General features: G+C 59.3%; 27 protein-coding genes. 14 read left to right on the top strand and 13 right to left on the bottom strand.

Annotated elements, in window-relative coordinates; all coding sequences use genetic code 11:
* Positions 1–43: 43 nt before the first annotated feature.
* The 7 genes from WC421_08250 to WC421_08220 are packed head-to-tail and all read right to left on the bottom strand — an operon-like array spanning position 44 to position 5,319.
* Positions 44–1,255: an MFS transporter gene (locus WC421_08250; GenBank protein ID MFA5162224.1), complete on the bottom strand. Its 1,212-nt coding sequence runs from the start codon at positions 1,253–1,255 to the stop codon at positions 44–46.
* A complete protein-coding gene (locus tag WC421_08245; GenBank protein ID MFA5162223.1) occupies positions 1,255–1,992 on the bottom strand; it encodes a DUF4886 domain-containing protein in 738 nt (245 codons plus the stop codon). Before WC421_08245 ends, WC421_08250 begins: the two co-directional genes overlap by 1 nt.
* Complete coding sequence (accC, locus tag WC421_08240) at positions 1,992–3,347, bottom strand: acetyl-CoA carboxylase biotin carboxylase subunit (GenBank protein ID MFA5162222.1); 1,356 nt, start codon at positions 3,345–3,347, stop codon at positions 1,992–1,994. The genes WC421_08245 and accC overlap by 1 nt, the downstream gene beginning before the upstream one ends.
* A complete protein-coding gene (locus WC421_08235) occupies positions 3,344–4,267 on the bottom strand; it encodes a site-specific DNA-methyltransferase (GenBank protein ID MFA5162221.1) in 924 nt (307 codons plus the stop codon). Before WC421_08235 ends, accC begins: the two co-directional genes overlap by 4 nt.
* Positions 4,264–4,641 carry a hypothetical protein gene (locus WC421_08230; protein MFA5162220.1) on the bottom strand — a complete coding sequence of 126 codons (378 nt, stop codon included), beginning with the start codon at positions 4,639–4,641 and terminating at the stop codon, positions 4,264–4,266. Before WC421_08230 ends, WC421_08235 begins: the two co-directional genes overlap by 4 nt.
* Positions 4,642–4,651: 10 nt before the next feature.
* Positions 4,652–5,092 (bottom strand): cytidine deaminase, encoded by a 441-nt coding sequence (gene cdd / locus WC421_08225; GenBank protein ID MFA5162219.1) that lies wholly within the window; start codon positions 5,090–5,092, stop codon positions 4,652–4,654.
* Positions 5,093–5,112: 20 nt separating this feature from the next.
* The gene (locus WC421_08220; GenBank protein ID MFA5162218.1) at positions 5,113–5,319 is read right to left on the bottom strand and encodes a hypothetical protein; all 207 of its coding nucleotides are present in this window, start codon (positions 5,317–5,319) and stop codon (positions 5,113–5,115) included.
* 237 nt (positions 5,320–5,556) lie between these two features.
* Between WC421_08220 and WC421_08215 the strand changes: the two genes are divergently transcribed.
* The 4 genes from WC421_08215 (at position 5,557) to WC421_08200 (ending at position 8,583) form a co-directional block, all read left to right on the top strand.
* Positions 5,557–6,180 (top strand): DUF6088 family protein, encoded by a 624-nt coding sequence (locus tag WC421_08215; GenBank protein ID MFA5162217.1) that lies wholly within the window; start codon positions 5,557–5,559, stop codon positions 6,178–6,180.
* The gene (locus WC421_08210; protein MFA5162216.1) at positions 6,135–7,205 is read left to right on the top strand and encodes a nucleotidyl transferase AbiEii/AbiGii toxin family protein; all 1,071 of its coding nucleotides are present in this window, start codon (positions 6,135–6,137) and stop codon (positions 7,203–7,205) included. Before WC421_08215 ends, WC421_08210 begins: the two co-directional genes overlap by 46 nt.
* A 468-nt stretch (positions 7,206–7,673) precedes the next feature.
* A complete protein-coding gene (locus WC421_08205) occupies positions 7,674–8,126 on the top strand; it encodes a DUF2914 domain-containing protein (protein ID MFA5162215.1) in 453 nt (150 codons plus the stop codon).
* Positions 8,127–8,166: 40 nt separating this feature from the next.
* Positions 8,167–8,583: a hemerythrin family protein gene (locus tag WC421_08200; GenBank protein ID MFA5162214.1), complete on the top strand. Its 417-nt coding sequence runs from the start codon at positions 8,167–8,169 to the stop codon at positions 8,581–8,583.
* A gap of 7 nt (positions 8,584–8,590) precedes the next feature.
* On the opposite strand, the gene WC421_08195 is transcribed toward WC421_08200, so the two are convergent.
* The 6 genes from WC421_08195 to WC421_08170 form a co-directional block, all read right to left on the bottom strand.
* Positions 8,591–9,664: a hypothetical protein gene (locus WC421_08195; GenBank protein MFA5162213.1), complete on the bottom strand. Its 1,074-nt coding sequence runs from the start codon at positions 9,662–9,664 to the stop codon at positions 8,591–8,593.
* Complete coding sequence (locus tag WC421_08190) at positions 9,654–10,169, bottom strand: UvrB/UvrC motif-containing protein (GenBank protein MFA5162212.1); 516 nt, start codon at positions 10,167–10,169, stop codon at positions 9,654–9,656. The genes WC421_08195 and WC421_08190 overlap by 11 nt, the downstream gene beginning before the upstream one ends.
* 1 nt (position 10,170) lies before the next feature.
* Positions 10,171–10,839, bottom strand: coding sequence for an ABC transporter ATP-binding protein (locus WC421_08185; GenBank protein ID MFA5162211.1), 669 nt, complete (start codon positions 10,837–10,839; stop codon positions 10,171–10,173).
* 13 nt (positions 10,840–10,852) lie between these two features.
* Positions 10,853–11,404, bottom strand: coding sequence for a hypothetical protein (locus tag WC421_08180; protein MFA5162210.1), 552 nt, complete (start codon positions 11,402–11,404; stop codon positions 10,853–10,855).
* Positions 11,391–11,999, bottom strand: a complete 609-nt coding sequence (locus WC421_08175; GenBank protein ID MFA5162209.1) for an RNA polymerase sigma factor — start codon at positions 11,997–11,999, stop codon at positions 11,391–11,393. Before WC421_08175 ends, WC421_08180 begins: the two co-directional genes overlap by 14 nt.
* 67 nt (positions 12,000–12,066) lie before the next feature.
* The gene (locus WC421_08170) at positions 12,067–12,381 is read right to left on the bottom strand and encodes a hypothetical protein (GenBank protein ID MFA5162208.1); all 315 of its coding nucleotides are present in this window, start codon (positions 12,379–12,381) and stop codon (positions 12,067–12,069) included.
* A gap of 98 nt (positions 12,382–12,479) precedes the next feature.
* On the opposite strand from WC421_08170, the gene WC421_08165 reads away from it, so the two are divergent.
* The 10 genes from WC421_08165 (at position 12,480) to WC421_08120 (ending at position 24,160) form a co-directional block, all read left to right on the top strand.
* A complete protein-coding gene (locus tag WC421_08165; GenBank protein MFA5162207.1) occupies positions 12,480–14,000 on the top strand; it encodes a hypothetical protein in 1,521 nt (506 codons plus the stop codon).
* Positions 13,997–14,776, top strand: a complete 780-nt coding sequence (locus WC421_08160; protein MFA5162206.1) for a polyprenol monophosphomannose synthase — start codon at positions 13,997–13,999, stop codon at positions 14,774–14,776. Before WC421_08165 ends, WC421_08160 begins: the two co-directional genes overlap by 4 nt.
* Positions 14,770–16,149, top strand: coding sequence for a mannose-1-phosphate guanylyltransferase/mannose-6-phosphate isomerase (locus tag WC421_08155; GenBank protein MFA5162205.1), 1,380 nt, complete (start codon positions 14,770–14,772; stop codon positions 16,147–16,149). Before WC421_08160 ends, WC421_08155 begins: the two co-directional genes overlap by 7 nt.
* Positions 16,139–16,861, top strand: a complete 723-nt coding sequence (locus WC421_08150; protein MFA5162204.1) for an SGNH/GDSL hydrolase family protein — start codon at positions 16,139–16,141, stop codon at positions 16,859–16,861. The genes WC421_08155 and WC421_08150 overlap by 11 nt, the downstream gene beginning before the upstream one ends.
* A gap of 122 nt (positions 16,862–16,983) precedes the next feature.
* Entirely contained in the window at positions 16,984–17,382 is a 399-nt protein-coding gene (locus WC421_08145; protein ID MFA5162203.1) for a prepilin-type N-terminal cleavage/methylation domain-containing protein, read from the top strand.
* A gap of 78 nt (positions 17,383–17,460) precedes the next feature.
* Positions 17,461–17,916: a prepilin-type N-terminal cleavage/methylation domain-containing protein gene (locus tag WC421_08140; GenBank protein MFA5162202.1), complete on the top strand. Its 456-nt coding sequence runs from the start codon at positions 17,461–17,463 to the stop codon at positions 17,914–17,916.
* A gap of 53 nt (positions 17,917–17,969) precedes the next feature.
* Positions 17,970–19,457, top strand: coding sequence for a hypothetical protein (locus WC421_08135; protein MFA5162201.1), 1,488 nt, complete (start codon positions 17,970–17,972; stop codon positions 19,455–19,457).
* Positions 19,454–21,097 (top strand): glycosyltransferase family 39 protein, encoded by a 1,644-nt coding sequence (locus WC421_08130; GenBank protein MFA5162200.1) that lies wholly within the window; start codon positions 19,454–19,456, stop codon positions 21,095–21,097. The genes WC421_08135 and WC421_08130 overlap by 4 nt, the downstream gene beginning before the upstream one ends.
* A complete protein-coding gene (locus WC421_08125; protein ID MFA5162199.1) occupies positions 21,075–22,598 on the top strand; it encodes a tetratricopeptide repeat protein in 1,524 nt (507 codons plus the stop codon). The genes WC421_08130 and WC421_08125 overlap by 23 nt, the downstream gene beginning before the upstream one ends.
* Complete coding sequence (locus tag WC421_08120; protein ID MFA5162198.1) at positions 22,595–24,160, top strand: glycosyltransferase family 39 protein; 1,566 nt, start codon at positions 22,595–22,597, stop codon at positions 24,158–24,160. Before WC421_08125 ends, WC421_08120 begins: the two co-directional genes overlap by 4 nt.
* Positions 24,161–24,479: the final 319 nt, after the last annotated feature.

Genomic DNA, 24,479 nt, shown 5'->3' with positions numbered 1-24,479 from the left:
AGGTTTCTCCCCGAAACGTCAATCCCGGCAGCGGGCGCGGCGGTTACGCCGGGTCCCTGTCCGCCCTGCCGCCGGCGACGGCGATGGCGGCGGCGGGCAGCAGCGTCAGGCTGCACAGCATAACCGCCAGACGCAGGCCGGCCTCATCCGAAATTTTTCCGATTATAAACGGCGAAACCGCGTCGCCGAAGGCGTGAATTATGAAAATGCTGGCCGCGAAAGCCATGGCCCGCACATTGCGCGCCGTGCATTTGACTATGGCCGCGTTCATGGGCCCGCCGTGCATGAACACGCACACCTCCGCCGCGAAAAACAGCGTCAGCGCCGCGCGCGGCCCGGAGCAGGAGGCCGCCGCCAGCGCAAGCGGCGCGGCCATTGCCAGCCCGGCGGCGGACACATAGTAATACGCGCGCCGGTATCTGACAGATAAAACATCCGCCAGCCAGCCGCCCAGCCATGTCCCGGCAATTCCGGCAACAACGGTTATCGCGCCGAATGTCATGCCGGCGCGGCCCACGTCAAAACCGAAATACCGCACGAAATAGCTGGGCATCCACGCGGAAAGCCCGCCCACGCAGAAAGTGGCCGCCGCCTGAGTAAACGAGCTGGCCAGGAAAACCTTGTTTTTTGCCAGCGCCAGATACTCCGCCAGCGACGGCGCGGAATGCTCCTGCGCCGCGTGGCGGCGCGGGTCCGGCAGGCGGGTTATGAAAAAAGCCAGCAGCGCGCCCGGCAGCCCCAGCGCGAAAAACGCGGCCCTCCAGCCGAAATGCTGGCCTATAAGCGCGCCCAGAATATAGCCCGCCGCGCTGCCGGCGGGCACCACCAGAGTAAACAGCGCCATCACCCGCGCGCGCTTTTGCGGCGCGAACAGTTCCGACACATAGGACTGGGACACCGACACGAAACCCGCCTCCCCCGTGCCGACGGCGGAGCGCGCCGCCAGCAGTTGCGCGTAGCTTCCGGCAAAACCGGCCAGCGAGGTGGCCGCGCTCCACACAAGTGCCGCCGCGCCCATCAGCCGGGGGCGCAGCCATTTGTCGCCCAGCCAGCCCGCCACCGGCGCGGCGAACATGTACACAATCATGAAAGCCGACGCCAGAAACCCCATAGCCGCGTCGGAGACATGCATATCTTTCTGTATAAGCGGGAAAACCGCCGCCAGCACGTAGCGGTCTATGTAATTGCAGAAATTGACGGTGAAAAGCAGCGCGAAGGCCGCGCGCGCAAAGGGCAGATCGCGTTCGGTTTCCATCACCCGCCGCCGAAAACCGCTTCCTGCGCGGCCTGCCTTATGATTTCCGCCCGCGCGGCGGCAATGCCCTGATTGTCCGCCCTGATGACCGGTTTCCCGAATATCGCGCAGTAAATGACGCAGGCGGCCAGATAGGTCCCCTCGCGCGAGGGATGTATTCCGTCGCCGGAATAAAGCTCTATTTCCGGGTGGTTGCGGCGGATTTGCCGCCACGCGGCGCCCACGGGGGCCAACGTTGCGCCGGTTTCCCTGGCCAGGCGCTCGTAAGTGGCAGTTATGCTGCCCTGCATCCCTTCGTAAGTACAGGTGCGCGGGAAATGCTCGCAATTATTTTTGTCGCCTTTTTTGTGGCCCCAGGTTTCATACAGCACGGTGCGCGCGCCGGCGGAGCGGATGAGCTTGTCCAGTTGCCTGCCGTAGGGCAGCACTTCGCTTGCAAGCTGCCTTTCCGGCCAGTCCGGCCTCTGGCTTTGCTCCTGCAAAACCACGAAATCCCATTTGCCGGAGGAAATTTTGCCTGATGTCGCCTTGTCCTGCGAATGCTGCTGCCAGGAAAATCCGCCCGGCGCAATCATCTCCGCATGTGCGGCCCCGCCCAGCGATTTTGCCACCGCCGCAAACATCCCCGGCAGGTCGTTTGCCGAAACAAAATTGTTGCCGACAAACAGAATGCGGGTTTCCGCCGCGCGGGCGGGCAGCGCAAGGGCTAGAGCCGCAAAACAGGCGCAGGCGAGCATCACACTTTGGTTTCGGCCATTCTGGCCAGCAGGCCGGTGTCAAACTTGCCGGAGACGAATTCCCCGTTGCCCAGCACCTTGAGATGGAAAGGTATCGTGGTTTTCAACCCGGAAATCCTGAACTCCGCAAGCGCGCGGCGGCTTCTGGCCAGGGCGGCCTCCCGGTCCGCGCCCCAGACTATCAGCTTGGCAAGCAGGCTGTCGTAATAGCTGGGAACGGTGTAACCGGGATACATATGGCTGTCCACGCGCACGCCGGGGCCGCCGGGGGGCAGCCATTCCTCCACCGTGCCGCAGTTGGGGGCGAAATTTTTGTCCGGGTCCTCGGCATTGATGCGGTGCTCTATGGAATGGCCGTTGACTTTCAGCGCGCGCGCCGCGTCCACCGAGACATGCCCGCCGGAGGCTATTATTATCTGCTCGCGCACCAGGTCCAGGCCGGTTACGGCCTCGGTTACGGGATGCTCCACCTGAAGGCGGGTGTTGACCTCCATGAAATAGAAACTGCCGCCCGGCTCCAGCAGAAATTCCACGGTGCCGACGCCGGTGTAGCCGGAGGCTTTCACCAGCCGCACGGCAGCCTCTGCCATCTGTTCGCGCAATTTCGCGTTCACCGCCGGCGAAGGGGATTCCTCCACCAGCTTCTGATGGCGGCGCTGCACGCTGCAGTCGCGCTCCGGGAAGGCGACGACTTTGCCGTGCGAATCGGCGGCTATCTGTATCTCCACATGGCGCGGGGCGGGAATGTATTTCTCAAAATAAACGCCGTCGTCGCTGAAAGCGGCCCTGGCCTCGTTTTTGGCCATGTGCACTTCGTGGTTGAGCTGTTTTTCCTCCCAGACTATGCGCATGCCCTTGCCGCCGCCTCCGGCGGCGGCTTTTATCATGATGGGGTATCCCACCGAGGCGGCCTCTTTGGCGCAATCCTTGAGCGAAACGCAGTCCTTCGTGCCCGGCGTAACCGGCACATTGTGGGAAACCGCCAGCGCGCGCGCCGTGGATTTGTAGCCCAGCATCTCAATAGCCTTGGGGCCGGGGCCTATGAAAGTTATCCCCGCGTCCGCTATCATTTTGGAAAATTGCGGATTCTCCGACAGAAAACCGTAGCCCGGATGCACAGCGTCCGCGCCGCAGAGTTTGGCGGCGGCGACCACCGCCTTCATGTTGAGATAGCTCTCCCGCGCGGGGGCGGGACCGATGCAAACGGCCTCGTCCGCCTCAGCGACATGAAGCGCGCAGCGGTCCGCCTCCGAATACACCGCCACGGAGGCTATGCCCATCTCCCGCAACGTGCGCATCACGCGCAGCGCGATTTCTCCGCGATTGGCTATCATCACTTTTTTGAAGGGTTTCATACGGCCTCCGCAAGTCTTTTTTCGGCTATCGCCGCGTATTGGCGGTTCAGTTCTATCCCGATATAATTCCTGCCCAGCCGCTTTGCCGCCACGGCGGTGGTGCCGCTCCCCGCAAACGGGTCAAGCACCACGGCGTCGCCGGCAAAGGCTGAAAGTCTTATCAGATACTCGCACACAGACAGCGGCTTTACGGTTTTGTGGGTGTTGTAGCCGCCGCGCTCCCGCTTTGACGGCTTGGGCAGCAGGAAGGTCCGGTCTATTTCGGGGGAAATGCTTTCCGCCGCGGCCACATTGGCGGGATGCATCCCGGCTCCGATTTTGACATTGGTGTTTAGCAGCCCCACCCCGTGCCTGAGCATATTTTTCAGATACGTCGCGTCCGGCGGCTTCTGGCCCATCGCTATCGGCTCAAAGCAGGATTTCAGCTGCGGCGTCTTCCAGCCGCGCAGGAGGGCGGCGGCGTTTTTCTTCTCGGCGGCGGACGCGCGCATTTTGTTTATGGAACGCTCCACCCCCATCGCCTTGGCCTGGTTTTTGGTGTATAGCCAGATAAAAGAATCCCGCAGCTCAAAACCGGCATCGTCCATGGCGGAGGCCATTCTGTGGTAAAGTCTGGGGCTGGAAAAAGAGAAAAAGAATCCCCCCGGCTTTAACACCCTGAAAATCCCGCGCGATACGGCAAGGTACCATTCGTAAAAGCGCAGCCCCTGCCGCCTGTCAAATTTCATCCCGGCGGGAAGGGATTTGACCACCTGCTGATTCCTGCGGCAGGCGACCTTGCCGGCGTCCCAGTTATTATCCAGCTTGTCCAGAAAATACGGCGGGTCTGTCAGGACGACGTCTATGGAATTTTCCTCAATTTCGCCAAGCGCGGACAAAGCGTCCGCGCAGACTATTTTGTTGAGGAACTTCCCGTTCATTGCGGCTCTACAAAAAACAGCGGCTGGCCGTACTGCGCCGGCTTGCCGTCGTCAATGCAGATAACGCGCAGGAACCCTTTCGCGGGGCACAGGACGGGCTTCTTCTCGCCCGACATTTCAATATAGCCCAGCGATTCGCCCGCGGCGACCGCCATGCCTTCCCGGAACTGGCGGGATTTGCCCGCCTCCGCCGCTCGGTAAATGCCCACGGCGGGCGCGCCAACCGGCTCCAGCGCGCAGGAGGGGATGTCGGCCCGCACGGGGGCCTCCTCGCTGCGCAGCTCCAGCCCGTCGCCGTTTTTGCGGTACACCACTTCCGCCAGGTCGGTGGTTTTCATCCAGCCGGTAAGCTCGGAAAGCGTTTTTATATCCATAATGGCAACCTCACAGCCCGGCTTCGCCAGGATCAAAAGCCATGGGCAGAATTTCGGACAGGGCGCGCCGTATCACCTTTGTTTTGCCGTCGTCGTCCACGGAGGCTATCAACACGGGCGCGTCCTTGGGCAGGAATTCGGACATCACCTGCCGGCACGCGCCGCACGGGCGCGCGGCTTTTGCCGCGACGCAGACAGCGGCAAGCTCCCGCTCGCCCGCGCACACGGCGCTGAAGATGGCGGCGCGCTCGGCGCACACGGTAAGCCCGTAGGACGAATTCTCCACATTCGCGCCGGAGTATATGCGCCCGGACACGGCCAGCGCGCTTGCCCCGACCTTATAGCCGGAATACGGGCAATACGCATTTTCGCGCGCGGAAAGCGCGGCTTTCAAAAGCCTCTTTTCCAGCGGCTTTGAAACTTTTCGATGCGTATGCGCGGCTGCCAGCATATATGGGATATTATATTAAATTACCACTTGCCTTCCGCTTCCATTTTTTCGCGGAGAGTCATGGGTTTTATGGGTTTGCTCTTGGGTTTGTTCAGCGCGTTCCTGAAAGACTGCCTGTAGTATTTTATCGGGTCCCAGGTGGTGAGAAAACCGTCTATGACCGCCCTCAGCAGGAAGCACAGGGCGGCCAGCCCCGCCAGCGCCACGAGAATGAATTTCCCGTACATGGCATTATTCTAGCGCGCCCCGAAACCTTTGTACAGGGCCTTTCGGCCCATTTACCAGCCGCAATCCGCGGCACAGGCCCAGCCGGATTTGAATTCATACGGAACCGCCCCCGCCGCCGGCGCGGATGAACAGGCGGCATCATAGCATACGCCGGCGGCGCAGCGGATTTTCAGCGCGCGGCCCTGTTGTGCTGTTGAAATGTGTCACAAAAAAGTGTATATTTCTGTGACATTGATATGATGACAAATAGTTCCCACAACACAACGCGCAAGATTTTGCGGAAGATTGTCCATAAAGGCCGTGGGGCGGTAGTCTTTTCCGTTGATTTCCATACAATAGGCAGTCCTGCGGCAGTGCGACAAGCATTATCTCGCCTCACCAAGAAAGGGACAATTAACCGTGTTGGGGTTTCGCTTTATTACTATCCCGTCATCAATAAAAATCTGGGTGGGAAATTGCCTCCTCCTGCGGATGCAATTGCTCGGGCCATAGCGCGCCGAACCAGCAGCAAAATAGTCCCAACAGGCGCTTTAGCTGCAAATATGCTGGGGTTATCCACGCAGGTGCCCGCAAAACGCGTTTATTTAACTAACGGGCCTTCTAGAAATATCGTCGCCGGTCCATACAGCATAAATTTCAAGCATGTCTCTCCACGCAGAATGGCGGTAAAAGGCAAAGACTGCGCTCTCGTGCTGGAGGCATTGCGCTTTATTGGGCCGGGCAATATCGACGATGCCATTGTCTCAAAACTTAAAACCGCATTGCCGTCAAAAACTCTCGCCCAACTTAAAAAAGATGCCCGGTATGCCCCCGCATGGATGCAGCCCATACTGAATCAAATAACGGAATCCCGCAAATAAACATGGATTTTACTGCTCAAAAGTCCCCGAAGGAACGTGCCGAGTTGTTTATCGCGACAGAAAGCGCTTCGGGCATCAATTCCCGGCTTGTCGAAAAAGATTTCTGGGTTTGCTGGACTTTATATAGGCTTTTCGATGTCCTCCGCGTTCGTCCACAAATGATATTCAAGGGAGGAACATCTCTGTCCAAAGCCTATAAAGCCATTGACCGTTTTTCCGAAGATGTGGACCTGTCATTTAGCCGCAAAGACCTCGGATTTACAGCGGATGATTTAGACCCGGAAGCACATGGTATTGGAGTCAAAGAACGTCGCCGTCGCCTTGACGCATTGTCCGCGAAATGCGCGGAACTGATTCGTGAGCACTTGTTGCAGAATCTCCGGCGCGATTTTAAATCTGTTATGGGTGATGCAAACTGGTCGCTAGAACTGGACACGGACGACACTCAAACTGTCATTTTCACTTATCCCCAAAGTGACATTACATCCGCCGCAGCAGGCTACGTCAGGTCTGCCATACGGCTTGAACTCGGAGCGCGTTCAGATGACTGGCCAGCCAGTGACGAACACATATCTCCCATAGCGGCGGAGAAATTCTCTGGCGCATTTGAGGTCTCTATTTGCCGAATTAGAACATTGGCAATTGCGCGCACATTTTGGGAAAAAGCCACATTGCTTCATGCCGAATATAATCGACCTGCCGATAAGCCGTCTAAAGAACGCCTTTCCAGGCATTACTACGACTTGCATTGCTTATATAAACGAGGTTTTGCCGATGAAGCATTGAAGGATAAACGATTGCTTAAGCGTGTTGTTGAGCACAAGTCGCTCTTTTTTCAGTCAGCATGGGCGCATTATGATACCGCTAAACCCGGCACGTTCCATCTTGTCCCTTCCGAAGAGAGAATGGCGGTTATCCGAAGGGACTATGACTTGATGCGGGTAATGATTTTCGGGACCCCGCCGGACTGGGATGTCATAGTGTCTGATCTTAAAGATTTGGAAAGCCAAATCAACAGCAAATAGAATCGGCGTCATTCTGCCGTCTAAAGTGTTATTAAACTGCCGTTAATCCAACCATTACATCGTCCCCGCGTCCTTACGCGCGATAGATGTTGACCGCTCACTGCATGTCTACTGAGCTTTCCCTATTAGGTTGATGCGCTGGCTGGCCGATTTTGCGGCGAGACAAGGCGCAAAGAATGCGGCATACTTCCCGTATGCAAACGATTTGCAACGCAGTCGCAGCCCAAAAGCGGACAGCCCCTTCGGGGAGGCTCATATTCGGACACAGCCGTCGTTGCGTCTGCTTGCGGTGCGCAAGCACGGCTGCGCAGCCGCGCCTAGCCTGTGTCCAAATCTGAGCCTCCAGCGCATCAACCTAATAGGGAAAGCTCAGTAGGAGAAAGTCAGTAATCAGTATCTGCTGAAAAACCCTGCTTGAAACTGGGCGGGTTTTTTGGGAGAATAAGCCAAATAGGGAGGAATCACATCATGAGAAAATATGCGATAGTGGCAATTCCGGTGTTTGCCTTCGCGGGCGCGGCGCTGGCGCAGAATGCCGCCCCGGCCAAGGCCGAACCCGCAAAAGCTGAAGCCGCGGCGGATGCGGCAAAACCGGCGCAGCCGGCCTCCGCGCTGAAAGCGGAGAAGCTGGTCATCGCCTCGGCGGTGGAAAACAGGGAACCCGTCGGCGAGACGGCGGATTTTCCTGCCGGCACGGAAAAAGCGTTCTGCTGGATGAAAGTCTCCGGCGCGGCGGAAGGGACTGTAACCCATGTCTGGTATCTGGAAGGCAAAAAGGTGGCGGAAGTGCCCCTCCAGATAAAATACGACCCGATGCGCACCTGGAGCAGCAAAACAGTCTCCCCCGGCAGTTGGAAAGTGGAAGCCGTGGACGGTTCCGGCGCGCAGGTTGCGGCGGCGGAATTTACGGTGCAAAAATAACAGCGTGAGGAGCGGGGCGGCGCAGCCGCCCCGCATTCATATGCCCCTGCAATGGAGCGATCAGTTGCTTACCGGCGTGGCGGAGATAGATTCCCAGCACAAGGAATTGTTCGCCGCGGTTAATTCGTTTGTGCAGTCAATACTGGACGGCAGGGAAAAAGACGATATCGCCACCCTGTTCCGTTTCCTTGACCACTACGCGAACGTGCATTTCGCCACCGAGGAAGCCCTGCTGGAAAAGGAAAACTATCCCGAAATAAACATACACAAGGCGCAGCATAACTACTTCAGAACAGCTTTTGCCAAGTTGAAAGCCAGATGCGACAATGAAGGCTATTCGCAGGATATACTAAACGACGCGCACCGCAATGTTTCCTCCTGGCTGCTTAACCACGTCGCAAAAACCGACAAACACTGGGCGCAGTTCATCAAGAGCAGGCAGCAAACAGCAAACTGACAACTAATCACGCCTTGAGCGCGGCGCGGATGATGGCCGCGCGCCTTATATCCCTTTCCGCCGCGGTTACAGCGGCGGGATTGAATTTGCGTTTTCCCGGCGGCCTGCATCCCTGCGCGATATGCGCCGGCCTGCAAAGCGCGAAAAGTTTCAGCGCCGCCTCCCGCCGGACCGGAAGCGGCAGCCCGGCGGCCAGCCCCATCAGGACGGCGGATATTCTGCCGCGCGCCTCCTCGTAGGAAATAACGCGCGCGTTGCCCAGCAGACCGCAGGCGCGCCAGGCCTCGTCTTCGCTTGAAACGGCGCGCGGGCCGGAGAAAAGCCAATCGCGGGCCTGCCGCTCCGCCGTGATGAGAAAATGCGCTGCGGAGGAGATGTTTTCAAGCATCGCCTCCTCGCCGGAGCCGAAGGGGCAGGCGGTGAAAATCTCGCAAAAATCGGGGAAGATTCCGCCGGGGCCGTCCGCCTTCCAGCCGGCGCGCAGGTTGGAGAGGTTTTTCAGCGCGCCCTCGGCCCTGCCGCTGCGCGCAAGGCAGGGAATATGCAGCAGCGCGGACAGCTGCAGCCCGGTGCCCGCGTTTTCCGGCGAGGAGGAAAGCCAGCCGAAATTCCTGTCCCAGGCATAGTCCAGTGCCGCGCCCATGGCCGCGTCAAAGCGCGCTGCCGCCTCCAACGTTGCCCGCGCGCACAACCCCGCGCCGGTAAAAGAAAGACTCAGCGCGTCCCGCCAGTTGACCAGGGCGCAAACCTCCTCCCCCGGCGAGACTGCGGCGGCGCAGAAACGCGGCTGCGCGGGGAAATCCTCCGCGGCGAGGCCGCGCTCCGCCAGCAGACGTTGTTCAAAGGCGCCGGCGATATCCAGCCGGATTTTTCCGCTTCCGCGCATTTCCGGGCGGACGGAGAGCTTTTTCAGAATCAGTTCGCGCGCGCGGCGCAGCTCCGCCGGAACGGCCCGCGCCGGAAACGGCTGCCCCGCCAGATTGCGCCGCAGCCGGGCGCGCGTCCACAGAACGCAGTCGCCCTCCGGGCCGTTTTGCGATATCCATGCCGGAATTTGCGCGGCAAGAGCCTCAATTCTCACGCCGCCTCCCGTGTTTTCGGAAAGCGCCCATTATGTCGCGCAATTTGGCGGCGCGCTCGTAATCCTCGTGCCGGACGGCGGACTGCAATGCGGACTGCACCGCCCCGCCGTCAAGCGAGAAATCGCCGCCCCCCGGCCCGGCGTACGGCTTTACCGGATGGCGCGGCGCGCCGCAAAGCCGTTTGAAATAATACTCCAGTTGCGGGCGGAATGCGTTATAGCAGCGCGGGCAGCCCAACTCCCCGCTTTCCCGGAACTGCGGGTACAAAAGCCCGCAGCCGGGGCATTTAAGCCGCAAATCCCGCCGCGAGGCGGGCGCGGAGCGCGCGTATTCCGCGCCGCGCAGCGGCGCGGCGTAGTAGGAGAGGGTGCCGCGCTCCAGCCCCAGCTCCTTTTCCTTGAGAAAAAGACAGTCCCGGCACAGCGCGATATCGGTGAGTTTTTTGCGGACGGCGGCTCTTATTACGAAAGCGGCTTCTTTTTTGCGGCAGCGGCGGCAGAGCATATCACGCCAGCCTGCCGCCGGAGAGGGTTAAAACCGTATCGCCGTATTTGGCGGCGTCGGGGTTATGGGTGGCCATCACCACCGCCGCGCCTTCGCGCGCGAGGCGGCGCAAATCCTCAAAGACCGCGCGGGCGTTTTCGGCGTCCAGGTTGCCGGTGGGCTCGTCGGCCAGGATTATGGCGGGGCCGTTGCGCAGGGCGCGCGCTATGGCCCCGCGCTGACGCTCCCCGCCGGAAAGCTGGGCCGGGAAACGCGCCGCCAGCCCCGCAAGGCCGAATTTGCCAAGCAATTCCAGCGATTTGGCGGGGCGGGCCGCGCCGCCAAGCACGGCGGGCATCTCCACATTTTCAAGCAGCGTGAATTCCGGCAGCAGGGAATCAAACTGGAAAACAAAACCTATTTTGCGCGCGCGCAGCGCGGCCTTGTCAGTCTCGTCCAGAAGGAGCGCATCCTCCCCGTCCATAATAACCGCTCCGGCGGAGGGCTTGTCCAGCAGGCCGATGATATTGAGCAGGGTGGATTTGCCGGAGCCGGAAGGCCCGAATAATACCATGAACTCCGCCCGCCGCACGGAGACGGAGATATTTTCAAACACCCGCGCGGCGGCCGTGCCTTCGCCGTAGACTTTGCAAAGCCCCCGCCCCTCAAGACAAATGCCGCTTTCGCTCATTTATTGATTATAGCTATTTTACGACGCGGACTTTGTATGATTGCGTGTCCTCCGGCGTTATGGAAAGAGTGAAGCATGGTTTGCCGGAACCGGGGCAAACTGTCATGGCAGCCTCAACATTTTTGAGCGAGGCCAGTTTCGGGCTGGACACGATATTGCCGCGCGCGTCATAGACTTTCGCGCTGATAAGCACGGCATTGTCCCCCATAGGCTCCATCCTCATCACTGTTTTCCCATGCGGCGTCCTTACAACTTTTTCCGCGCCGTCTGGGAACAGCAGCGCCCCGTCTGTCCTGTACCCGCCCATAACCAGCGAATACCTCACCGACAGCAGCCTGCGCATTATCTCGCCGGCGGCGGCGCGCACTTGCGGAAGCGCAAACAAAAGAAGCAGACATGCCGCAGCAACGCACAATGCGGGCGCAAAACGCGGCGCGAAACCGCGCCTTGCGCCGTTGCAAAGCTTATCGGCAATTTCAGGCCAGGCCGGACGCGGCTCATGCATTGGCGCGTCTTTGCAAAATTCCATAAACACCTTTTCCAATTCCGCGTTATCTGGTTTCATAGACGCCTCCATGACTTGACGCCAGCGCGGGCATGTTTTTGAAAAGAGCCGTCCGCGCGCGCGACAAGCGTATATGCACGGCATTGCGGGAAATTCCAAGCTGCGCCGCCATATTCTCCACGGTGATATTATGGAAGTGGTACAGTATGAACGGCTCGCGCAGTTCCGGCGGCAGCTTCAGCAAATTTTTTTCCAGATCACGCAGCAACTGCCGCCATGCAACAGCGTTTTCAGTATTCTGCGAATTATCGGCAATATCAAGCTCCCCGCTTTCCTCCTCACCTCCGCCTGAAAAGGGTAAAAATCTCAGCAACGCCTTGCGGCGCAGATGGCTGCGCGTCTGATTCAGCACAATGGTATAAGCCCAGTTGCGAAAGGAACGCAGCGCGTCATAATCCTTCAGGCTGGAATACATTTTTATGAAAGAAGTTTGCAGGATATCCTGAGCATCTTCAACATTGCCGGTCATGCGAAAAGCAAGGTCATAGAGCGGTTTCTGATATTTCTCCACAATGCGCCTGAAAGACGCGCTCTCGCCCGCCAGAATATCCGACACCATTTCGTTATCATCGCAAACCGTCGCGTCTGTAGCCATGCAGCCTCCGCACAATAATACATATTCCGCGCCGGGAGTAAATTATCCCCGGCGCGGGAATATGCGCTCATTTTCTGCTGACTGAAACCCCGTATTTTCCCGCGGCAGGCGCAGTAAATCTGACAACGATATCGCCGCCCGCGCCGCTTCTGAGAGTCATCTCCGCCCTCTGGCCTTCGGACAGAAAAGCCGCCGGCTTGCCCAGCGGCGCGCCGCCCTCATAAACTTCCGCCGTGATTTTGGCGGCATTTGTTCCGACTGCTTCGGCGGTAACATTCACCAGCAGCGTCTCCCCCGGCATTTGCGCGGAAGATTTTATCTGCGCAACCGCAAACACCAGGGTTGCGATGACGGATACAAACATTGTCTTGTTAAGTTTCATACCTCTCCTTTTCCGGGGGGCGATTTCGTCGCCCCGCATATAATATACGCGCGGGACGCTTAAAACTTTCCGCAGGCAAAATGATAAAATGGTTTTAGATGAAATCCTCAATAAAAGCGGCTGTTGCGGCGGCGGTGTTCGCCGTTGCGGCGGGCGCGCTGATATTTTTCAAACTCGGCTCCGTCCCCGGCTTCAGCGCGGACGAGGCATGGACGGGGCTGCGCGCCATGGAAATCCGGCACTCCGGCCTCGCCTCGCCGCACGGGATGAACTGGTACACGGGGCCGTTTCACGCCTGGCTGGCGGCGAAAGTATTCGGCTGGGCGGGGCCGTCGGTATTCTCGCTGCGGCTGGCGGGAGCCGCGCTTAACACGGCAGCCGCCGGGGCGATGGCATTTTTCGTCGCTTTGACGATGGGGATGGAATCGCTTCTGGTTCTGGGCGCGCTGCTGCTGGCTTTGCCGTTTTTCCCTTTTGAATCGCGAATCGCCTGGGAGGTGTGCGCGCTGAATAACTTTCTGGCGGCGGCGGTTATTATATCCGCATGGCGACTGACAACAAAGCGCTGCCTTGCCGCTACCGCGGTCCTGATTTACGCAAGCTGCATAGGCACGCTCAACCATATAATATTCCTCTCGCTGCCTTTCGCGCTGGTATTCGGGATACTGGTCTGGTCTTTCGGCACGGGCAATGTTAAATTCGGCGCGCTGCTGCCCGCCGCGCTGGCAAATCTGGCCTGCGCGGGAACATTGCTGCTGTGCAAAAAATTCATCACGGACGGGTTCTGGCTGGCGCACAAAAACGCCATGCTGGCGGTATTTTTCGGCCTGCCGGCGCTGACCGCGCTGGCCGCGCATATATATCACAAACAGGCGGGCGGACTCTCCCGCGCGCTTATGTTCATAGCCGCCGCGCTGCCGCCGACACGGAAGGGGCCGCAGGTGCTGGCCGCCGCCGGCCTGCTGGCCTGGCTGTGGTTTCATGCGACGGCGTTTCTGGGGCTGGTGTCCGGCTATAACGTGTTCAGAAGGCTGTTCTCGCTGGAGTTGGGCGTCATTGCCGCTGCCGCGCTGCTTATCTGGGCGGCGGTGGTTACGGGGGCGGTCCTGGCGGGGGCGATAGCCGCGCTGAAATCGGAAAACGAGGATTCAAAACTGCTGGCGGCGATACTGCTTGCCGGCTATATGGCAACATTCACTGCTTTCAGGAACACCAATTCAATGCGCTACTATATAATCAATTTTTTCCTGTTCGCGCTGGCGGGGGCGGCATTTCTGCCGGAATTTCTGCGCCGTTCCGGCGGCAGGATGCGGATTTTTCTGGCGCTGGGCCTGGCAGGGATATTTTTCGTCTCGGGCAGGGAACTGCTGGAACCCCGGATAAGAAAGCCTTTCCAGTTCCGGCAGGGCTGGCACGGCGAAACTTCCGCCCGCATGATGAGCGTTGACTGGCTGGCCCAAAAAATGAAAAATGACAAAATCTGCCGCTTCGGAGGCGACCCGTTCATCGCCATGCCGCTGGAATTTATGTATAAAGCGGAAAACTGGCCCTGCGACACGGCAAAACGGTTTGACGGAAACTACTGTTACGTATGCGATGAGGCGCCTTATATAAGATGACTGAAATCACCGTGGTGCTTCCCACATACAACGAAGCGGAAAACATCGCCGAGGCGGTTTCCCGCATAACCGCCGCGCTGGGCGCGGCCCCGCACGAAATCATAGTGGCCGACGACGATTCGCCGGACCTCACCTGGCGGAAGGCGCAGGAGCTTGCCGCGCAATATCCCAATCTTAAAGTTTTGCGCCGCACAACGGACAGGGGGCTATACCCCGCCGTGATGGACGGCTTCGCCGCCGCCTCCGGCAAATACCTGGCGGTGATGGACGCCGATTTGCAGCATGACGAGAAAATCCTGCCCGCGATGCTGGAAAAAGCGCGGGCGGGGGCGGGGCTGGTGATAGCCTCGCGCTACACCGAAGGCGGCGGGATTTCCGGCTGGAACACAACCCGGCTTCTGATAAGCCAGACCGCAAACCGCCTGGCGGGAATGCTGCTAAAACGCCGTTCCACCGACCTGATGAGCGGTTTTTTCATAGTGGAGCGCGCGGCTTTTGAAAAGGCCAGGCCCGCGCTCAAACCCAAAGGCTTCAAAATCCTGATGGACATTCTGCAAAACCTGCCCGATGGGACCGTGGTAACGGAGGCCGGATACGTATTCAGGCCGCGCACCGCGGGGGAGAGCAAAATAAGCCTCAAGGTCGCCTGGCAGGCCGCCGCAGGGCTTGGCGAACTTTCCATGGGACGGGTCAATTTCATCCTGCTGCTTGTCGCGCTGGGGCTGTTTTTGCTGGCCGCCGCAGGCAAAATTCTGCGGCTGGCAGGGCTATGGTAACAGCCGTCATACTGGCGGGCGGCAGCGGCACCCGGCTGTGGCCGCTGAGCAGGCAGCTTTTCCCGAAACAATTCATAAACATTCTGGGCGGCAAATCGCTTTTTGAGGACACGGCGGAGCGCATCGCCCCCCTGGCGAACGATATAATAGCCGTAGTCAACCGCGAACACGCGCAGGGCGCGGCGCATCATCTGCTCAAACCCTACAGCCTTATCGTGGAGCCGGAGGGCAGGAATACCGCCCCCGCCATCGGCCTTGCCGCCAAATACGCCATGCGCGGCGGCAAAGACCCGGTTCTGGCGGTCCTTCCGTCCGACCATATAATAACCGACCGCAAAGCCTTCGCCAAGGCCATGAAATCCGCCGCTGCCGAGGCAAGGCGCGGAAAAATCGTAACGCTCGGCATCAAGCCCACCCGCCCGGAAACCGGCTACGGCTATATACAATTCCCCCCCTCGCGCAGGCAGGGCGGGCCGCTGCCCGCGCTGCGTTTTGTGGAGAAACCGGATTACAAGACGGCCGCCTCCTATGTCAAATCCGGGCGATACCTGTGGAATTGCGGGATATTCGTGTTCAGGGCAAGCGTCATTCTGGACGAAATTAAAAGGCATTTGCCAGAAGTGCATGAACTGCTTGACCAAGCCGCGGCGCAGGATTTCGGCAGGCAGGCGCTGGCGGGCATATTCAGGCGCATGCCGTCCGTCTCCATAGACTACGGCGTTATGGAGAAATCCGGGCTTGTGCGCGTAATCCCCTGCGATATCGGCTGGAGCGATGTGGGAAGCTGGGCCAGCCTCTACCAGATTTCAGAAAAAGACAAGAACGGCAACGTCATACGCGGGGAAGTGCTGGCGCGGGGCTGCTCCGGCTGCCTTATACACGGCGAGGGACGGCTGGTGTCGGCCATAGGCCTCAGGGATACCGCGCTTATAGAAACGCCGGACGCGGTGCTGGCCTGCCCACTCGCGCGCACCCAGGAGGTGCGCGGCATCGTGGACGAGCTGAAGGGCAAAAACCGCAGCCAGGCGGCGGAGCATCTGACCGTGCGCCGCCCCTGGGGGTCATACACCCTTCTTGAAGAATCCCGCAACTACAAGGTGAAGCGGCTGGTCATAGACCCCGGACAGAGAATAAGCCTGCAATTCCACCGAAAACGCTCCGAACACTGGACGCTCATAGACGGCGAAGCCGAAGTAACCAAAGCCTCGGAAGTGCTGAAACTTTCGCGCCACAATTCCATAGACATCCCCGCGGGCACGGTGCATTGCGTCAGGAACCGCGCAAAAAGCCCTGCCACCATAATAGAGGTCCAGTCCGGCTGCTATCTGGGCGAGGACGACATCATCCGCCTGGAGGACGATTATGGCCGGTAATCCGCGCCTGGCCGCCGCCGCGCTGTGCGCCGCGCTATGCGCGGCCGCATGCTCGCGCAAGCCGGAACCGCTTGATAAATGGCTTGCAATTCACGGCGATTTCAGCCAATTGTCCCGCTACCGGAAGGCCAATGCCGGCCTGAAGCCTCCGGCCCCCGGTGAAAAGCGCGTCATATTCATGGGAGACTCCATTACCGACAACTGGCCTCTGGCCGGATACTTCCCGGGAAAACCCTACATAGGGCGCGGCATAGGCGGACAGGTTACCGCGCAGATGCTGGCGCGGTTTCATCAGGACGTGGTGGCGCTGAAACCGGCGGCAGTGGTCATTCTCGGAGGAACCAACGATATAGTCGGCGGCTATATTCCCGCAACCGACGTAGAGGGCAGCTACATTTCCATGGCCGACATAGCGCGCGCCAACGGAATCCGGGTGATTTTCGCCTCCGTCCTGCCGGTGAACAATTATGACCCAAAAAACCGGGCCATGACTTTGTTCTGCCCGCTGAACAAGCTGCGCGGGCTTAATACCTGGCTGGAGCAATACTGCAAAACGCGGGGCTTTGTGTATCTGGATTTTTTCAACGCACTCAAAGACAATAATGGCCTGCTGAAAGCGGAATACTCAAACGACGGAGTACACCCCAATGCCGCAGGATACGCGGCCATGGCCCCGCTGACGCAAGCCGCCATTGACAGGGCTCTGGAATAGCAACGTTACGCAAAAGTTGCGCAAAAAAATCTTACTATACAGCCTTCCTTAGGCTATACTTTAGACAGGAAGGCCCTGTTAGGGCGCCTGCACCTAAATAGCTAAGGAGAAAGGGTACAGTTATGAATAACAAACGTGGCTTCACACTAGTTGAATTGGCGGTCGTTATCGTCATCATCGGCGTTCTGGCCGCCTTCGGCGTACCGCGCTTCCGCCAGGCAGTTGAAAGGTCAAAAGCGGGCGAATCGTTCAACTATCTCTCCGCCGTGCGCTCTGCGCAGGAGAGGTATCACAGCCGTCTGGCCGTCTACAGCGACGCGGTTGACAAACTTGACATCAACTTCCCCGCGCCCAAGTACTTCAGCGTCGGCGACATGACACAGGACGAAATCAGCTGGAGCACCACGCTGTTCAGAACCGGCTCCACCGCCGGCTACGGGCCGTACACCGTCCGCTTCTGCGAGACCGGTTATGCAACCGACAGCAACATCTCCATAGACATCAACCCGATGGCCAACTAAACCACCAGCGTTGAGCTTTGCACAGGCGGCCTCCGGGCCGCCTGTGCAATTTTACGGGTAATTTGTATACTCTCTGTGATGAAAGGATACACTCTTCTGGAGCTTCTGGTCACCGCCACGGTGCTGGGCGTGCTGATAAGCTACGGCGTACCGCAATTCCAGAAATCGTTTGAGCAGTCCCGCGTGGACCTGGCCGGCGCGCATCTGGAAAGCATATGGACTGCCCAGCGGCTCTTTAAGGCCCAGAACGCCACATTCGCACAGGGTATCGGCAATCTGGGAGATTTTCTGGATGCCAGTTTCATCAACAGCGCATGCGTCAGTTCCGACCCCTGCGGCACCGTTTGCGACTTCTGCTACAGATTTGAAAACGTCACCTCCACCGCCTTCACCGCCGTGGCGCAGCGCAACTCCGGCAAAACCACGTTCTGGGACGGCTCCATCCTGCTGACCGAAGCCGGAACATTGACGGGAAGCACCTATGCCCCCCGAACCGGCGCGCCCGTATACCAAATCCTCCCGGCCCAATTTTGATGGAGCAAACCGCCCCGGAAAAGGAGAGTTCGCCGCAGACATCCGGTCCGCGATTGCCGGCTTCTTATTGCTGGTTTGCGGCCCTGATTGCGGTGGCGGCGTCCGTCCTGTGGCTGCTGGCGCATTTCAAGCTGCGCGCGCCTGTTCTCTTTGACCTGGATGAATATTACCACCTTGCCGTTTCGCGCAGAATAATGAGCGGCGGTTTCCCCGCCAGCCTGCCTTTCAAATTCTCCATGCTCGGCGAATTTTACGCCGACAAGGATTTGCTGCTGCATATAATCACCATCCCCTTTCTGGCGCTGTGCCGGGAACCGCTGACGGCGGCAAAGCTGGCCTCGCTATTCATGGACGCAGCGCTGCTGGCGGCGCTGTTTGCGCTGCTGCGCCGCTACGCGGGAAATGCCGCGGCGGTATTGGGGGCGGCGGTTCTGTCCTCGCCTATTTTCCTGATGTACTCCATGTATCTGCGCCCGGCCGCCGCCGCAATAATACTCACCCTTGCCGGGCTTCATTTCATGGCCGGCAAGCGCAAATGGCCGCTGTTTGCGGTGTGCGCGCTGTTTGCGCTGGCGCATGTGTCTGCTTTCACGATGCTGTTTTTCGCCGTTGTATGCGAAGCCATACGATACGCGCGGGACAGGGAATTCTGCATGGACACCGTGGCTTATTCGCTGCTGGGACTTGCGGCGGGATACCTCGTACATCCCAATTTCCCGCTGATAGTGGCGGTAACCTATATAAACGCGTTCCTGACGCCGTTTTATTCCCATTCCGGGCTGCGCGCCGCATTCGGCGGGGAGCTGCTGCCCCTGACCACCGCCATCGCGCTTAAAGACAACGTCGCGGTGTTTACTGTGTTTTTAATTATGCTGTGGGGAAGCTTCGCGTTAAGGCCTAAACTGTCTCTTGCCACAATGCTCTTTACCGCGGCGGCGCAGTCATATCTCGCGCTGGCTTTCGCCTCCGCGCGTTTCTGGCATCAGGCGCTGCCGCTGGCGCTGCTGGCCGCGGCAGCCTTCTGGAGGGATATTTCGGAATCCGCGCCGGAGCGCAAGCGCGCGCGCACGCTGCTGGCCGGCGCGTGGATTGCCATGCTGGCAGTTTCCATACCGCCGGCCTTTTTAAACGTATCGGACCGGGTGCGCCGGAAAACGGAATTCGCGCTGCCGGTGCAGCAGGCCGCCCAATGGCTGGAAGGCAGGTTGCCGTCCGGGGAGCTGATTTATCACAGCATGTGGAGCGATTCGCATATACTGATGTTTTACAATCCGGACCTGACATACATCAACGCGCTGGACCCCATGTACATGTACTATGTAAAACCCAAAGCGGCAGAAGTCTATGACATGCTTGGCAGCGGGATGATAACGGAGCAGTATAAGGTTATACGCGACGTTTTCGGCGCGAAATACGGCTTCACGCTCAAAATCGCGGGATTCCACAAACGTGTCGCCCCGGACAAGCGGTTCAGGACGCTGTTTGAAAATTCCGCCGCGGTGATATTCACAATAGACGATTCCCCTGCCGCAAAAAAATGAGAAAAATCCCCCCCTCCGCTCTGCTGCTTGCCGCGCTGGCCTGCGGCGCGGCGCTGCGGCTTTGGGGGATTTCATTCGGCCTGCCGCACACCGAAGCCCGCCCGGACGAATCCACCATAATAGCAATGGCCATCAGATTCTGGAAAGACGGCTTCAGGCCCATCAGCCTGATTTATCCGACGCTGATAACCTATATTCTCGCCCTTGTTTACGGCGTTTCCGCGTTGTTCAAAGGCGCGCCGGAAGGAGTTTACCGCTGCCTTATGGACTGGTATGCATCCTCCCCGGCTTTCTTTTTCCTGACGGCGCGGCTCATGGGCGCGCTGGCCGGCACGGCAACGGTATATGTCTGCTGGCTTGCCGGACGCGAGGCCGCGGGGGAGACGGGCTCGCGGCGCGCGGCGTTTTTCTCCTCGGCGTTTATGGCGCTGTGCTATCTGCACGCGCGCGATTCCCATTTCGGCGCGCTGGACGCGCCGATGACATTTTTCATCGCGCTTTCCGCGTATTACTGCCTCAAATCCCTGCGCACTCAAGCCGGGCGGGATTATCTGCTGGCGGGAATTGCCGCCGGCCTTGCCGCCGGAACGAAGTATGCCGGCGTCCTGCTGGTTTTCCCCGTGCTGGCGGCGCATATAATCTCGGTCCGGGACGGGAAATCGCCGTTCCTGGGGCGCGGGCCCGCGCTGTTTACGCTGGGCCTTGCCGGGGCGTTCATGCTGACCACGCCCTGGCTGGTTCTGGACCCCGCAAGAACGCTGGCGGATTACCGCTTTCATAAATCGCTGCACGGCTTCATGTCCGGCGGCAGTTGGCTCTACCACATACAATTCACGCTTTACCGGGGGTTGGGCGCGCCGCTGTTTTTCTCCGCGCTGGCCGGGATGATTCTGCTGCTGCGCGAAAACTGGCGGCGCGGGGTTGTGCTGTTTTCTTTCGCGGCGGTCTATTTCCTGGTCCTGGCGCGCACGCATTCCGTCTATGCGCGCTACGGCCTGCCGCTGCTGCCGTTCTGCTGCATCGCGGCGGGGTATTTCGCCGCCGCGGCGCAAAAGCTGCGGCCTGCCGTCTGGATTGCGCTGTTTTCGCTCATCACGCTGGACAGCGCGGCAAAAATCGTCAAATTAGATTCCCTGCTGGCAAAAGAGGACAGCCGCGCCCTCGCCATGCGCGGCCTGGACGCAAAACTGCCCCCCTCCGCCTCCATATGCCAGACAGGGACAGATTACACCAATCTGCAGTTCAACTGGGACAAGAAATATCTCGCCTTCCGCGCGGACGAGGCGGACAGGGCCGGCGCGCTTATCAGGGCGGAATTATACCGCGCAAAACTCCGCCGCGCCTGCGGAAGCAGGGTTCCGGTTTATTACGACGGCAAAACCCGCGCTTTCGCCTCGTATGACGGTAAAAAATCGCTTCCGCCGGACTATATCATATCGCCCGTGCCGCCTTTCGGCGGCGGCATACCGCAGGGTCTTAAGCCGTGGCTGTCCCGCGATTACGAACCTTTTGCCGTTTACAAAGCATTCTCTGGCGGCAATATTTATGACGAAACGGACGCCTTTTTTGTTCCTTTCGGCTGGTTTTCCGGGGTGAGGATGCCGGGGCCGGACATTTATGTCTTCAAGCGCAAAACGTGACGCCATCATCGTCGCCTCCGCCGCCGCGCTGGTTTACTGCGCAAGCATGCGCGGCTCTTTTCATCTGGACGATTTCGCCCACATAGTTGACAATCCCGCCATACAAAGCCTCTCAAACCCGGCGGCGGTTCTGGGATATTTTCCCAGCCGCGCGCTGGCTTTTGCCGCTTTCGCCGCAAATTACGCAGTAAACGGCTTTAATGCCGCCGGCTGGCATATCGCAAACATCGCGCTGCACATGGCAGCTTCGCTGCTGTGCCTGCTGCTGGTCCGGCGGCTTGCGCCTCCCGCGGCGTTGCCGTGCGCGCTTTATTTCGCCGTCCACCCGCTTCAGACCGAGGCAGTGGCATATATATACCAACGTTCCGCCATACTGGCGGCATTGTTTTACATGGCGGCGATATACCTGTATTTCGGCTTCAGAGACGCAAACGACCGCCGCAAACTGGCCGGCTCCCTGCTTTGCGCGCTGGCCGCTTATTTCAGCAAGGAGAATTCGCTTTCCCTGCCCGCCGCCGTGGCGGCGGCGGAACTGATATATTTCTCCGGCGACGGCAAAACCGCGCTCAAACGCGCCGCGCCGTACATGCTGCTCTGGCTGCCCGCGCTATGGGCGGTGGCGCATTCCGGCACTTTCGTGGACATAGAAAAGCTCCGGGGCCGCCAGGCGGCGGCGCCGCTGGAGTATTTCGCCTCGCAGCCATTTGTGCTGCTGCAATATCTGCGGCTTGCGGTTTTCCCCGCCGGGCAATGCCTGCTGCACGACATAAAACCGGCGGGCGGGCTGCTGTCGGCCCGCTTCCTGCTGCCGGCTGCGGCAATAACCGCGCTGGCCTGCGCGGCTTTCGCGAGATTCAAAAACAACAAGGCCGCCGTATTCGGGCTGTCATGGTTTTTCATAACTTTATTCATTGAAAGCGGCTTTATCCCGCTCCAGGACCTCATGTTTGAGCATCGCATGTATCTGCCGATTATGGGGCTTGCCCTGTTTTTTGTCGCCGCTTCGGACGAGATTTTCGGCCCGCGCAGAATTATCCACTTTGCGCTTATAGCGGCATTGGGCATAACCGCATTCGCGCGCACGCTGGTCTGGTCAGGCGAATTTTCGCTCTGGGCCGACAATGCGGCAAAATCCCCCCGGCTGCCCGCCCCGTACAACAATCTGGGCGCGGCATATCTTGACAGCGGGAATAACGAACAGGCGCGCCTCCTTTTTGAGAAATCCATTGGCGCGGACCCGCATTTCGGCCAGGCATGGAACAATATGGGACTTGCGCTTTACAGGCTGGGCAGGAAAGAAGAGGCGCGGGCCGCTTTCCAGAAAGCCGCCCTGCTCGGCCCGGACCGGGACGATGCGCTCAATAATCTGGGCAATATGCTCTTTGCCGGGGGCGACTATGCCGGCGCGGCGGCGCAGTACCGGCTTGCGCTGGGATTTAATCCGCGCAACCGCAAAGCCGCGCGCAATCTGGCCCTTGCCGGAAGGAAGATGGCGAAATGACCGTATATGCCGTTTTGCACATGCTGTCGCCGCTTTTTGCGGCGGCAAACCTGCTGGCGCTGACGCTGCTGGCCTGGGAATGCCGCCGGGAAATACGCGCCGTGCTGCCCTCCGGCACAAAGCCGCTGTGGTTTGCCGCCGCGCTTATGGCGGCCCAGCTTGCGGTCTACATATTCCTTGCCGGGAAAAAGCACCTTGTTTATATAGACGAATTCTGGTACATGGAGGCCGCAAAAAATATATTCCTCAAAGGCTGGGCGCCGGATTTTGACAAATCCGCGGGCTGGCCGGCGATTATTTCGCTGTCCTATGCAATCGGCGGGATTGATAATTTTTCGGCGATATGGGCTTCAATAATTCTGGGAATGGCGGCGCCGCTGGCGGCGGGCGCGGCGGCATATCTGGCGCTGGGGAGCGCGGCCTCCGCCGCGCTGGCCGCGCTGCTAATGGCCGCGCTGCCGCACGCCATAATCTGGTCCGCGTCGGCGGAGACGGGCGCGCCCTCTCTGTTTTTTGTCTGCGCGGCGGCCTTTTTCTCGCTGGTTTATTACCGCAAGGGCGGCGTCAAACCGCTGTGGCTGGCGCTCTGCGGCTGGAGCATGGCTGCACAAATCAGGCCGGAAAACATGCTGTTTCTGACGCTGTTTGCCGCCGGAATTTGGCTGGAAAAACCGCCCCGCCTTTCCCTGCCCAAATTCCTTGCTCCCTGGCTTTGCGCGCTGGCGGCAAACCTGCCCAATTTCCTCATATACGCCAAATTCCAGAACTCGGAGGACTGGATAACGCGCGAATCCGGCGGCGCAATCGCGGGGAGCAATTTCAGCGCGGCCAACCTGCTGCATAACGCGGCGCGCTGGGGCGGCGCGCTGTTTGACGGCAGGCTGCATCCGCCCGCGCTTACCATGGCTTTTCTGGCAGGGGCCGTCTGGCTTGCGCTCAAACGCCCCAAAACCGCGCTCTGGCTGGCATTGTGGCTGCTGCTGCCGCAACTGTTCTACTTTTCGGCATGGTTTGACACTTACGGCTCCACAACCGCGCTTTTCCCGAAAACCAAGCTGTTTTTGCAGCTTTATCCGCCGTATATAATCGCCGCCGCCTGCGGCTTCATGCTGCCCTTTGCCGTCAGAAAATACCGCTGGCTCTCCGTATTTGCAGCGGCATGGCTGGTTGCGGGAATGGGGCCTTATTACACCCGCTTCAGCCCGCGCAACGACGCGCAGGAGCTGGAGGCCAAAATAATTTCGGATTTCAAAAACCGAGTCCCCGCCAACTGCGCCATCATAGCCAACGCGCCGGTGATAATAAATTCCGTCAATTCATACACCACGGTTTACACCGGCGCGTTTCTGGAAAGCGCGGAACTCCGGCGCAACGTGCTGCAATCGCCCTGCGCTCTTTATTTCCGCGATATTACAAGGAATTTGACGGGACAGCCTTTCGCGCGGATGGACGCGCGGATGCGGGAGAGTTTTGAGCTGCGCCCGGAATTTGAATTCCGCCATGGCGGGGCGGAGATGTCGCTCTGCCGGATTTTTCCCCGCGCTCCGGCGGGGCGTAAATAAGAATGCCTTTGTATTTCCCGCCGCTGACCTCAGCCCAGCCTTCCGGCGCCAGCGGGCGCCCGCTCCAGGAGAAAAAATAATCCGCGCCGTATAGTGAAAGCTGCCGCGCCAGCTCCCCGGGCTCAATTCCGGCGGCGGCCTGGCCTATATAGCGGGAATTCGTATGATAGGCGGCGTACAATGTTTCCATCCACCGCGTGCCGGAAGCCAGGGTATGCCCCGCGCCGAAGCGCATTCCGAAATCGCGCGAAAACATGAACATCCCCCTCCCCGAATTCACGGACTGGGCGATATTATAAGCCGGCGTAATCAGAAAAGA

It is taken from the genome of Elusimicrobiales bacterium (assembly GCA_041651175.1).
Lineage (GTDB): Bacteria > Elusimicrobiota > Elusimicrobia > Elusimicrobiales > Elusimicrobiaceae > JAQTYB01.
The sequence above is the reverse complement of the archived record's forward strand: the minus strand, read 5'-3'. Positions and strand labels throughout refer to the sequence as shown.